The following is an 11,813-nucleotide window of genomic DNA, read 5'->3' on the forward strand; positions in this document are numbered from 1 at the left end:
GTGTTTGACTGTTAGATTGCTTCCGGCTAGCCGCTCACACCTGTATCCCGTCGCTCGCCAGCCGCTACTTGCAGCGTAAACGAGAACGTCGCTCCCTCGCCCGGTGCTGACTCGACCCAGATGTCTCCGCCGTGGCGCTCGACGATCCGCTCGCACAGTGCGAGTCCGATGCCGGTCCCGTCGTACTCCTCGTGGGTGTGAAGCCGCTGGAACACCTCGAAGATGCAGTCTTGATTGTCAGTATCGATGCCGATACCCTCGTCGCGGACCGACACGATCCACTCGGACCCATCGCGTTCGGCCGAGACGTGGATCTGGGGCTTCTCGTCGCCGCTGTAGGTGATTGCGTTCTCCAGCAGGTTCTGGAACACCTGGCGGAGCTGGCTGGCATCACCGCTGACGCGAGGAAGGTCGTCGACGGTGATATCGGCGTCGCTCTCCGCGATCTGGATCCGAAGATCCGCCAGTACGTCGCCGAACACGGTATCGAGGTCGATGAGTTCCAGCGGATCGCCCTGCGTCTCGACACGCGAATAGGCGAGCAGCCCGTCGATTATCTCGCGCATGCGGTTGGCCCCATCCACCGCGAATTCGAGAAACTCCTCGCCGTCCTCGTCGAGCGCGTTCTCGTACCGTCGTTCGAGCAGCTGAAGGTAGGTCGAGACCATCCGGAGTGGCTCCTGCAGGTCGTGGGAAGCGGCGTAGGCGAACTGCTCGAGCCGTTCGTTCGATGATTCGAGTCGCTCGATCACCTCTTCTAACCGTTGCTCGCGCTGCTTGCGTTCAGTAATATCCTGGGCCGCTCCGCGGAACGAGATGGGCTCGTTATCGACGACCTCCGGGACGCCCTGCAGCCGCAGCCATCGTATGTCGCCGCTGTTCGTACGGATTCGTACCTCCACGTCGAAGGGGTTGCCCGAGTCGAGCGCGTTCTCGACGGCGGCCTCGACGATCGCCTGGTCGTCCTCGTGATACATGTCGAGGGCATCCTCCAGCGGCGGTTCCTCGTCGGAATCCACTTCCAGAAGCTCGAAGATGTGATCGGTCCAGAACACGTCCTTCGTTTCCGGGTCGATCTCCCAGCCGCCGACGTCCGCGATGCGTTCGGTTTTCTCGAGTAAGTCGAGCGTCCGTTCGAGTTCACGTTCGCGCTCGATCTGTTCGGTAACGTCGCGCGTCAATGCAAGCTGGGACGTCGTCCCGTCGGGGCGATGCAGCGGCGCCGCGTGCGTTTCCATGTGCCGGCGCGTGCCGTCTAGCCCGACGATGTCGAACTCCAGGACGCCTCGCTCGCCCCGACAGATCCGCTCGTTGAACTCGCGGAACGTCTCGCGGTGTTCGGGGGCGATCAGCCCGTAGACGGATTCGCCGATCACCGCCGATTCCGAGTCGGCCCCCACCATGTCGAGCCCGGCGGAGTTCATCTGGATCAGAGTGCCGTCGTCGGCAACGGTCTTGATGCACTCGGGCGCGGTCTCGACGAGCGCACTAAGGTGCTCTGTGCGCTCGCGCAGTTCCTGCTCGCGGTGGCGGCGCTCGAGTTCGTATTGCACCCACTGACCCATCAGGTGCTGAAACGTCCGTTCGGCCTCCGAAAACGCTTCCGCTCTCGGTTCGGTCGAAACAAACCAGAACGTCCGGTTACTGTCGTCCTCGAATTCGAGGTACGTTCCGAGGTACGTCCGCACGCCGAACGTGTCGTAGCACAGCTTGCCTTCGAACCCGCCGCTCGTCGGAGCGGTAATTGCACAGGTTCCCCCCTCGTCCGCAGGCACACGGCAGTACGTTTCGGAGAGAGGATACGATTTGCCCGGATTGAGCTGTTCGTGCTCCCCGTTCGTGACCTCCACCTCGAAGTGATCAGTGTCCGGTTCTGCGATGGCGATACCGCCGAGCTCCATATCGAAGTGTTCACAGCCAAGATCGAGTAAGTCCTGGAGCTTCTCCTCGAACGTCCGATCGGGATCGGACGTTATCTCGTACAATTGCTGTTGGGCTCGTTCCCACTTCCTGCGCTCGCTATTGTCGCGGACCACCGCGAGCAGGACCGGACGGCCGTTATGCTCCATCCGAGACGCAGAGATTTCTGCCGGAATCTGGCCCCGGTCTTTGGTGTGACAGGTAAGTTCATCAGTCCACCCAGTGCCGTCTTCGAACACCCCCTCGACGAATTCCCGGAACGCGTCGAGTTCGTTGGGGTGTATGTCGGAGGGGGCGATGGCCATCAATTCGTCGTGCGTATAGCCGAGCATCTCGGTTGCGGCCCGGTTCGCGTCGACGATCTCGTCCGCTTCGGGGTCGACGATGAGGATGCCGTCGTGACTGCTCTCGAAAATGCGCTCCAGGTACTCTTGCCGTTCCGTTAACGCCGCCTTCACCTCGGTCCGTTCTTGCAGCGTCTGCAGCATGCGATCGACCTTCGGCTCCATCTTCTCGGAGCCGAAGAACTTCTCGGGTGGTGTGTAGTAGAAGTTCTGTGAGACGGTGCTGTTGGAGACGATGTGTGGGTGCGTCTTGATAACGTCGTGGATAACTGATGCCGGGAACCGCTCCCGGTTGTACTGGCACATAACGGCGTAGTCTTCGTCCTGGTAGAGGGGATTGAGCACAGCCTCGTACTCGACCAGTTCGTCGGTGCTCGTGTCTCCCTCTAGTGCCCACGTCATCTCGGCGGCCGCTCTGAGTCCCGTGTAGCCATCCTCGTCTTTCGCCTGTTCGAGCGACTCCTCCCAGAATTCCAGCATGGTGGTCCTGTCGAACTCGCCGTTTCGGCGGTAGGTATCCGCTGGTGTGAGGACGGAGAGTGCACCCGATTCGAGGGCGGTGTTCACGTCGATACCGTGATCCCGTATCGCCTCCACGACTGCTTCCCTGGAGTTGTCGTCGGCGACGTACAGACACTGTTCGCCACGTTCGAGCCCCTCGCAGATGAACGGAATTGCAGATGCAAATTGGTCTTCACGGCGCTCGTAGATCAGTGCAAAATGGTCGTTCGAGTGGTCGTGGGTGTCCTGGGGCTCGGTCGGCTCCCGAAGCTCCGAGTGCTGATGCAGCGCTCCCAACCCACCCTCGCGGTCCGGTCTTCGCTGTCGCGTACCGCGCTCGACCTGGTTACTCACTAAATCATATTATTCACGGAGATTCTTAACTCTGGTCCCCAATTAGACCAGGTGATCCATCGATCACCTGCTACTGATTTTAGCAAATGCTAGGTTTCGCGTCACCCAGACCACTGACACCGGGGACACGCCTCGACGAAATCGTCCTCGTCGCCGTGCGTTCGGCAGTAGTCGACCGAGACCAGGCGATCACCGCAAAACAGGTGCTGGATTCCGGCACGAAGCTCATCGCTCGAGGCTCGGAGCGACAGGGAAAATATCGACAGTGGGTATTTGGTAGGCACGGCCGACAGCGGATCAGACCAGCTCGCGAACCATCACGATGGCGTCCTCGCCGTCCTCGTAGTACCGCGGCACTCGCCGCAGCGGGTCGAAGCCGAACCGGTCGTAGAGGCGTTTCGCCCCGTCGTTCGATTCTCGAACCTCGAGTTTCGCCGAGTGAGCACCCTGACTCGCGAGGACGGCGAGGGATCGACCCAGCAGCGCCGAGCCGATACCCGAGCCGCGCCAGTCGGGATGGACGGCGACGTCCTTGATGTGACCGATGTCGCGGCCGTAGTTCGGCGTCACGTCCGAGACGACGTACCCGGCGATCCGCCCGTCGCCGGTTTCGGCGACCAGAAACCCGGGCTCGCCCAGAAACTGGGTGAACGCGTCGTATGGCCAGGGCTGGGGGAACGACGTGTCCTCGATCCGCACGACGGCGAGGAGGTCGGCCCGCTCGGCCTGGCGGATCGTCACGCCGTCTCGAGTCCGCGTCGACTCGGTCGGGGTCGTCACAGGAGGGAGTATCGACGTGGGGGTAAAAGAAGTACGCGACCGTTTACCTCGTTCGTCGAGTGTGGATTTCGGTTCGAAGTCGGCGTTTCAGCTGGACGCCGTCTCAGGCCGGGATCGCTCCCATATCGAACTCCTCGGTGAGCGACTTCAACTCCTCGAGGGCGTCCTGTTCCTCACGAAGGTTCTCCTCGAGCAGGTCGGCCGCGTCGCCTAAGTCCATCTGGGCCGCCAGCGGGATCAGGTTGCCGTAAGCCGCGATCTCGTAGTGTTCGGTCTTCTCGGCGGCCGCCATGTTGTGGTAGTCGAGGACGTCCTGACTGGGGTCAGTCTCGAGGAACTCCTCGTACTCCTCGATTAGCCCCTCGATGCCTTCGCACTCTTCCTTTTCAGGCGGCTCGCCGAACATGTCGAACACCTCCTCGAGGCGGTCGATGTGCGTCTGGGTCTCCTCGCGGTGTTCGGCGAAGGCGTTCGCGATTTCCTCACGCTCGGTGTGTTCCTCGAGGTCTTCCAGCGCGTCGAGTAGCTGGTGCTCGGCGTGGTAGATGTCCTCGAGTCCGTGCTCGAACAGGTCGTGGATCGTTTCGGTGCTCATGGAACCACCGATTCGGACTCCGCCAAGCACGACCAAACCTCGTCAGCCTGCGATGGCAGGCGGGTTACTCGGATGCTGATTCAGAATCCGAATCCGCAGTCGAGGTCGAACTCGAGTCTGCTTCCGAGCCCGTATCCGCATCTGTGGCTTCCTCGACGCGACCGGCATGTTTCTCGAGATCAGCCGCCAGCGCCCGCGCCTGATCTGGCGTCAAACGAACCTCCTCCATGTGCGCCGGCAAGTGGTCTTCCATCATGTTGTCCAGCTCGAGTTGCAGTTTGACGTGGTCGGGGTTCTTCCGGGGAGCCGTCGCGTCCACCACCGCATCGCGCTCGGCCTCGAAATCGTGCCCCGTCACGACGGCGTCGGCGAGATCCAGTGTCGTGTACGCGGTGACGCGCATGAGTCGGTCGGCCATCGGTTCAGTCGTCGGACGGTATCGGCGACCCGTCGGGCGTCGCCGGGGCCGGGCTCTCGTCCAGGGCGTCCTGGTCGGCGTAGGGGTACCAGGTCCGCTTGGTGTTGTGCATGTACGGATCCTCGTAGTCGGTCTCCTCGGGTTCGATGAGGTCCGCCAGTTCGTCGTCGTCTCGAGCGGCGACGAACTCGCGGAAGCTCTCTTCGCCCTCCCGGGCATCAGCGAAGTTCTCGAGCAGGTTCGCGATCGCTCCCGGCACTTCGTCGACGGGAACTCGCTCGCCGACCCAGGAGGCGAACTGCGGATTCTCGCCGAGGCCGCCACCCAGGCCGATGTCGAGCGCCTCGACCGGTTCGCCGTCCTTGCGCGTCTTCATCCCCCGCAGGGAGACGTCGGCGATCTGGGGCTGGGCGCACGACGCGGTACACCCCGAGAGGTGAATGTGGAAGTCGTCGACGCCCTCCGGTAGGTCGACGTTCTCGACCAGCCAGCGCGAGAAGCGAACCTGCCGGTTCTTCGTCTCGACGATCGAGAGCGAACAGAACTCGGTGCCGGTACAGGCGATCGATCCGCGCTGGAACGGGTGCGGGTCCGGACTGTAGGTCTCGAGCAGGGGCTCCGCGAGCAGGTCGTCCAGATTCTCGTCGGGGACGTCCGTGAAGACGACGTTCTGGCGCTGGGTGAGACGAACCTCGCCGGAACCGTACTCGTCGGCGATGTCGGCCAGTTCGAGGGCATCGTCGGCGCCGATCCGGCCGACGAGGACGTTCAACCCGACGTACGAATTGCCGTCCGGTTGGTCGTGAACGCCGACGTGGTCGTGTTTCCCGGCGGCCTCGCCGGCGTTGTAGGAGTACGACGAGCGCAGGTCCTCGCCCGCAGTCTCGAGGTCGAAGTCGACGTACTCCTCCTGGAGCACGTCGCGAACCTTCTCGGGCCCCCACTCGTCGACGAGGAACTTCATCCGAGCGGCGTAGCGGTTCTCGCGGTTGCCGTAGTCCCGGAACAGCCCGGAGATGCCGCCGGCGACCTCGACGGCCTGCTCGGGCGTGACGAAGACGTCGATCCCGCGAGCAAATCGGGGCTCGTTGCGAGCCAGACCGCCGCCGACGCGGACGTTGTAGCCGGTCACCGTCTCGCCGTCGATTTCCTTCTCGGCAGGTTCGAACGCGAGGTCGTTGATGTCGCCCTGACCACAGCCCTCGTCACAGCCGGTTACCGCTACCTTCCACTTCCGGGGGAGATTCGAGTGCGCCTCGTTTCGCTTGAACGTGTCGTGAAGCTCGTCGGCCAGCGCACCGGCGTCGACGTGTTCGTGCTCGTCTTTCCCCGCGACCGGACAGCCGACGATGTTCCGCCAGGAGTCGCCACAGGCCTGCACCGCCGAGAGGCCGACCTCCTCGAGTCGGTCGAAGATGGCGGGCACGTCCTCGAGGTTGATCCAGTGGAGCTGGACCGCCTGGCGGGTCGTCACGTCGAGCCAGCCGTTGCCGAACTCCGGATTGGCGGCGGGGCCGTTCGAGTACTCCTTCGCGAGTTCGGCCAGGACACGAAACTGTCCCGGCTCGAGGACCCCGCTCGGCGGACCGACCCGGAGCATGAAATAGGACTCCTGGCCAGCGCGCTGGTGGTACAGTCCGTACCACTTGAAGCGCTCGAACCAGGCGTCGTGTTCGTCCTCGGGGATCGACTCCCACCCCGACGCGGCGAACTCCTCGATCGCCTCCCTGATATCGGTCCCGTACAGTTCGTCTTTCCAGTTCTCGACGTCGCTTGGCATCTGCACCGGGCTACGCGGACCACCTACAAGGCCCCGGCCGTGGCGTCAGTTCTCCCCGCCTCTCGCCCGTTCCGGCGGTATTTGCCGGCCCGATTCGACCGCTCCAGCGGACGACGGCTCGAGCGTCGCCTGGACGGCCGACGCCTCGTACCGTTCGAACTCGCCGTCGACGACCCGGCCGACCGGCAGGCGTTCGAGCGAGGAGTGACGGCCACACTCGAGACACCGGCCGACCGCCCCCGCAACTACGCTGGTGCCGTCGACCCCGACGTCCGTGAACCCTTCGAGCAGGACGTACGCCGGTTCGCACCGACAGAATCGGCCGCGAGCGAGGGTCCAGACGTCGCTCGCGCCGACCGTCCGGGAATCGTCGACGCTGATCCACGCCCCGTCGTCGAGGGTACGCAACGAGATGGCCATGCCCTCGCTTCGGGTGGCAGCCACCTTCGTCCATCGGCCCGTGCAATGCTTCGCCGTTGTCGTGACGGCTGTTTGGGCGGAGATCGCAAGCAGGCGTTGCCATCTTTCGTTTCGTCCCGTCAGAGATACCAGCAATCGTTACCCGAGAACGGGAGCAGGGGTATCGCTTGCACCCGAAGCCGTGCTTAAGCGATGGCCGACCATACGGGGGAGTATGCCCGACGATCCGTCACGGCCACACGACCGCCCATCACGCCGCCAGCCCTCCGAACGCAGGATACGGAGTCGCCAGCACGTCTCCGCCGACGTGGCTCCGGAATTGCACCTCCCTCCTATCGAATCCGGCGCGTCGCGATCGGTACCGACCGACGATCCGACGGAGGATACACGATGACGAATGCGTCACCCGACGGACGCCAGCTGGACGAATCCGACGACAGTAACGGCAACGAAGGGGACGTCAGCGACCGAGCCACCCCGGAGGCTACTCGCGGTGAGGACGACACGGCCCACCTCGAGGACGTCGACGTCGGCGCTGGCTGTACGGAAATCTGGGAGCACCTCGCCGAGCGACGCGAGGAGTAGCGAGGAGGCTCTGATGCACTCCTCGACGAACCACAGCGAACGGTCTGGAACGCTTTTTAGGCACGTCGCCCCTATCAGCGGTACATGACCGACGACCACACCGGAGATCGTCGCGCTCGAGACGGCGACCCCGGGAACGAGCCTCCGATCCCGACGGATCGAAAATCGCCAGTCGGCGCACCGGTCATCCGGGGCGACGAATCGATCACGGGAAGCCACGCTCGCCAGGCCGTTCAGTTCGACCCCGACGACCCGGACAGTCTCGCACTCGCGGCCGAAACCGTCGCCCAGTTCGCCACCGGGTCCGTCGACGAAGATCACCTCTACATGCTCCGCGGTGCCGCGGCCTGTGCCGCCCTCGTCCGCGGGGAAGGATCCTACAAGACCGCCGCCGAGCGAGCCAGCGACCAGGTCGAGGGTGACGGGACGGTCACGGTCTCGTTCATCCGCAAGTGGGCCCGCGTCCACGACCTCCCCCGATCGGTTCGTCGACAGGTTGCCCTCGGCGAAATCGCCCCCTCCGCCGCCAAACACATCGCCCGCGTCGGCGGCGAGGACCGACTCCTGCTCGCCTGGGCTGTCCTCGACGGTGACCTCACCGTTCGCGACGTCCGCCAGGTCGCCAGCCAGGTCAACGATGGAGCCTCGATCGAGCACGCACTCGGCGACTGCGACGTCACCCTCGGTCGCCTCGAACTCACCCTCCCGGCGTCGGCCTACCGCGACCTCCGGCGACGAGCCTCACTCGAGGGCGTCGATCCGGGAACGATCGTCGCGGACGCCCTCGAGAAATCGCTCGAGTAGCCTCTGAAGCAAGCGTTGCGAACGCACTCGCTAACCCGCTCGGATAGTTCCAGTCCCGGACGAGCGTCACAATCCCATCACTGCGACAGGTACGTCCGCGCCGTCTCCGCCAACACCGCCCCCGCCTCGAGCACCTCGTTCCACTCGATGGTCTCCTCCGGAAAGTGCGCCTGGTCGATGCTCCCCGGCCCGAACAGGACCGTCGGAATCCCCGCCTCGACGTAGTGTCGATTGTCGGCCCCGTAGGTCGCCCCGCGCGGTTCGGTCGCCCCGGCCTCGAATCCACGCGCTACCATCCCGTCCTGGAGCGCCGAAACCACCGGTTCGTCCGCCGCGATTTCCGCCGGCTCGAACTGCACCGAGAACCGCTCGATCGTCGGCCCACTGACTCCCGCCGGCCAGGACGGCTCGTCCGACAGCGACTCGAGACGGCTTCGGAGCGCGTGTTCGACGTCCGTCACCGTCTCCCCGGGCGCGACGCCAACACGAACCTCCGCCGTCAGTTCGTCCGGGACCGAGGACGCCCACCGTCCCGCCTCGACTCGCCCGATACAGATCGGCCACGGAATCGGGAACTCGTCGTACAGCGGATGGGAGACGGACTCGGCCCGTTCGCGCTCGAACGCCTCGCACTCCTCGCGAACGCGCTCGAACGCCGGCAACACCGACGCCCCCCGCCACCGCGTTGCCGCGTGGGCCGACCGGCCCTCGAGGCCGATCCGGATCATCAGGCTTCCCTCGACCGCCGTCACCGGACGCAACTCCGTCGGCTCCGCGACGATCACCGCGTCTCGCTCGAACGGATAGGGATTCTCGAGTGCGGCCGCGGCCGCACCGATCCCGCCTTCCTCCTCCCCGACGACGCTCTCGACGACGATTCGACCGTTCAAGTCGGAGTCGTGGCCGAGGTTGCCATCCGCACCGCTCTCTGCAAGGTGACGCGCCGCAAACACGCACACCCCCAGCCCCGACTTCATGTCCGCCGCACCCCTGGCCGTCAGGCGACCGTCGTGCCACCGAGGCTCGAACGGCTCACCCTCCCATCCCGACCCCGTGGGAACGACGTCGACGTGACCGTTCAACACCAGCGTCCGCCCCGCGTCAGGATCTCCGAACTCGAGAACCCCGGCGACGCTCGGCCGACCTGCCGTCTCGATGTCGTCGGGGTCGTCCGGAAACGACGGATGCTCGGCGAGAACGGCCGGGTCGGCCTCCCAGGCGTAGGTTCGAAAGCCCGCCGCCTCGAGTTCCTCACGCAGCCACACCTGGGCCGGCTTCTCGTTTCCTGCAGTCGTCTCGAACGAACAGCACGTGTCGACGAACTCTCGAAGGTCGTCGTCCCAGATGCGGAAATTCATGTGCGAGACCACGTCGGACCCCGATATAATACCGTGGGAGAAAGAAACGTTTAACCACGCGTCCCCGAAAGAGGAGCATACGGGGCCGGTAGCTCAGTTCGGCAGAGCGTCTGGCTTTTAACCAGACGGTCGCGTGTTCAAATCGCGCCCGGCCCGCTATCCCATCGCGAACAAAGCCGTGAACGACAGGTAAGGGAACCGATGGGATTTGAACGCAGGGAGGTCGCGCGCAATGCAGTGAGCACGTCCGACCGCGTGTTCAAATTGCGCCCGGCTCGCTTTTGCCACGAGTAAATTCGTGAGCAGCGAGTTCAGATCGAGCTGCATTGTCGCCACGAGGCCCCTCAAGTATCGAACCGCACCGAACTATCCACAGTTGCTACTCGAGAACGGCCAACGCGCACAGACACCGCAAACCAAAAACCGAAACCACCCCGACACCAATCACGTCGGCGAACCGATACGCCGACCGCGATCGCCTAGAAACTCGAGCCCTCAACCTCGCAACGGCATGAACGCCAATCCAGACAGCAGGACGATCGCAACCACTGACAGCCCGATCGCCCACCAGAAGCCGTGAATTCGCTCGTTGTGCTCATCGACTGCCTGGTGTTGAGCCTGGAAACTCTCGACGTCCTCGGTCAAATAAACGACGTCCTCGCTCGGGAAGTGGACGCCGTAGGGCGTCTGCTCGATCATCACTTCCTCGTTGTGGGCGAGCGATACCTCCGTGACTTCCTCACCGGTGTACTCGAGGGTCACCTCGTCCGGCTCGATCGTCGTCACCTCGGCGTCGACCTGTTCTTCCATCTCAGATTCGTAGAAGGTCACCTCGTCTCCAACCGCGTACTCCTGAGTGTCGATATCGTCGACCTCCGTGACGTGGCGAACGACCTCCTGGCCGTCCTCCTCGACGATTACGTAGACGCCGTCGGGGCGCTCGAGGAACGTGTATCCCTCTCCGTCTTCGGATTCGACTGCCTCGATCAGCAGGAAGGTTTCGGGTTGGGCTTCCTCGTCACTCTCGTTTCCGTCCTCACCCTCACCATCGCTCTCGTTTCCGTCCTCACTACCCTCTGGTGGCGCATAGATGTAAACGAAGTACTCCGTTCCCTCCTCTTCGAACTGAACCGTATCGCCATCGTCCCAGGAGTCACCGTTCGCAGCACTCGCACCGGACCACGTCACGTCCGTCGGAACGGAATCGTTGACGTGTTGTAACGTTCCCGTTCCAGCAGCCCCGTCCAGCTCGGACACGTTGTACGTCCGATCCTCGACCGTTATCTCGTCACCTTGCTCGAGTTGATGATCCGCATCGGCTTCGTCGATCGTCACCTGCGGTGATTCCGCGGTCGCGATAACGGCGTACGCGCCCGCAGCGATCACCATAAACAGGACGGCGTAGACGATCCCTGCGCGTAATTGCATGTATGAGGCGTTGTCCGCGCGTCGTATAACGGTTACTAAGTTCTCGAAAGAGCGGAGCTAGGGATAGCGTCCGGTCGAGCCGAACCCACTCGAGGGATCACGATCGACTGGCCCTCGACGATTCGATGGAGTTGGACTACAGGGATCGAAAACCGACGCGCTCGATGGATGAGATGAAACGGACTACTCGGACGGAACAGGGTACGAAACGTAAAAGAGCCAAGGGCCGGATTTGAACCGGCGATGGGTTGCTCTGCAGGCAACTGCGTTCGGCCGAACTCTGCCACCTTGGCGCGCTCGAATGTACCCACTGCGTTCGTTTAAGCGTAGCGGTACGATTCGCCCGCTGTAAAGACGAAAACCCCCACGAGCGCAGTCGCTCGTGGAGGTTGAATAGTGTATGAGTGGGTCGGCGGCGAGCCGGGGTTCCCAGCGGGTCTCCCACGCCAGTACTGGCCGAAACGCGGGCGGGCTTAACTGCCGTGTTCGGGATGGGTACGGGTGGTGCCCCGCCGCTCTGGCCGCC

At 63.7% G+C, this 11,813-nt stretch carries 10 protein-coding genes, 2 tRNA genes and 1 rRNA gene; 3 read left to right on the forward strand and 10 right to left on the reverse strand.

What is annotated here, in order from left to right; translation table 11 throughout:
• Positions 1-26 precede the first annotated feature (26 nt).
• From ACFQO4_RS12100 to ACFQO4_RS12125, 6 genes are all read right to left on the reverse strand, one after another.
• Positions 27-3,119 (reverse strand): MEDS domain-containing protein, encoded by a 3,093-nt coding sequence (locus ACFQO4_RS12100; protein ID WP_500261153.1) that lies wholly within the window; start codon positions 3,117-3,119, stop codon positions 27-29.
• Positions 3,120-3,416: 297 nt separating this feature from the next.
• Positions 3,417-3,899 carry a ribosomal protein S18-alanine N-acetyltransferase gene (rimI, locus tag ACFQO4_RS12105; protein ID WP_500261154.1) on the reverse strand — a complete coding sequence of 161 codons (483 nt, stop codon included), beginning with the start codon at positions 3,897-3,899 and terminating at the stop codon, positions 3,417-3,419.
• Positions 3,900-4,002: 103 nt separating this feature from the next.
• Complete coding sequence (locus tag ACFQO4_RS12110) at positions 4,003-4,494, reverse strand: ferritin-like domain-containing protein (protein ID WP_500261155.1); 492 nt, start codon at positions 4,492-4,494, stop codon at positions 4,003-4,005.
• Positions 4,495-4,558: 64 nt separating this feature from the next.
• Positions 4,559-4,912, reverse strand: coding sequence for a DUF6360 family protein (locus ACFQO4_RS12115; protein ID WP_500261156.1), 354 nt, complete (start codon positions 4,910-4,912; stop codon positions 4,559-4,561).
• 4 nt (positions 4,913-4,916) lie between these two features.
• Positions 4,917-6,692, reverse strand: coding sequence for a nitrite/sulfite reductase (locus ACFQO4_RS12120; RefSeq protein WP_500261157.1), 1,776 nt, complete (start codon positions 6,690-6,692; stop codon positions 4,917-4,919).
• A 45-nt stretch (positions 6,693-6,737) separates the two neighbouring features.
• Positions 6,738-7,112, reverse strand: a complete 375-nt coding sequence (locus tag ACFQO4_RS12125) for a DUF8134 family protein (RefSeq protein WP_500261183.1) — start codon at positions 7,110-7,112, stop codon at positions 6,738-6,740.
• A gap of 390 nt (positions 7,113-7,502) precedes the next feature.
• Between ACFQO4_RS12125 and ACFQO4_RS12130 the strand changes: the two genes are divergently transcribed.
• Positions 7,503-7,697 carry a DUF8595 family protein gene (locus ACFQO4_RS12130; RefSeq protein ID WP_500261158.1) on the forward strand — a complete coding sequence of 65 codons (195 nt, stop codon included), beginning with the start codon at positions 7,503-7,505 and terminating at the stop codon, positions 7,695-7,697.
• 84 nt (positions 7,698-7,781) lie between these two features.
• Positions 7,782-8,501 carry a DUF7119 family protein gene (locus tag ACFQO4_RS12135; protein WP_500261159.1) on the forward strand — a complete coding sequence of 240 codons (720 nt, stop codon included), beginning with the start codon at positions 7,782-7,784 and terminating at the stop codon, positions 8,499-8,501.
• A gap of 77 nt (positions 8,502-8,578) precedes the next feature.
• Here ACFQO4_RS12135 and ACFQO4_RS12140 read toward each other — a convergent pair whose 3' ends face one another.
• Positions 8,579-9,859, reverse strand: coding sequence for a M20/M25/M40 family metallo-hydrolase (locus ACFQO4_RS12140; RefSeq protein ID WP_500261160.1), 1,281 nt, complete (start codon positions 9,857-9,859; stop codon positions 8,579-8,581).
• An 82-nt stretch (positions 9,860-9,941) separates the two neighbouring features.
• On the opposite strand from ACFQO4_RS12140, the gene ACFQO4_RS12145 reads away from it, so the two are divergent.
• A tRNA-Lys gene (locus ACFQO4_RS12145) sits at positions 9,942-10,015 on the forward strand.
• A 339-nt stretch (positions 10,016-10,354) separates the two neighbouring features.
• On the opposite strand, the gene ACFQO4_RS12150 is transcribed toward ACFQO4_RS12145, so the two are convergent.
• The 3 genes from ACFQO4_RS12150 to rrf all read right to left on the reverse strand — a co-directional run.
• Positions 10,355-11,287 carry a DUF8231 family protein gene (locus ACFQO4_RS12150; RefSeq protein WP_500261161.1) on the reverse strand — a complete coding sequence of 311 codons (933 nt, stop codon included), beginning with the start codon at positions 11,285-11,287 and terminating at the stop codon, positions 10,355-10,357.
• Between the two features lie 217 nt (positions 11,288-11,504).
• Positions 11,505-11,580 (reverse strand) — tRNA-Cys (locus ACFQO4_RS12155).
• A 114-nt stretch (positions 11,581-11,694) separates the two neighbouring features.
• Positions 11,695-11,813, reverse strand: a 5S ribosomal RNA gene (rrf, locus tag ACFQO4_RS12160); the annotation flags it as partial.

It is taken from the genome of Saliphagus sp. GCM10025334 (assembly GCF_042663485.1).
Taxonomy (GTDB): Archaea; Halobacteriota; Halobacteria; order Halobacteriales; family Natrialbaceae; genus Natronosalvus.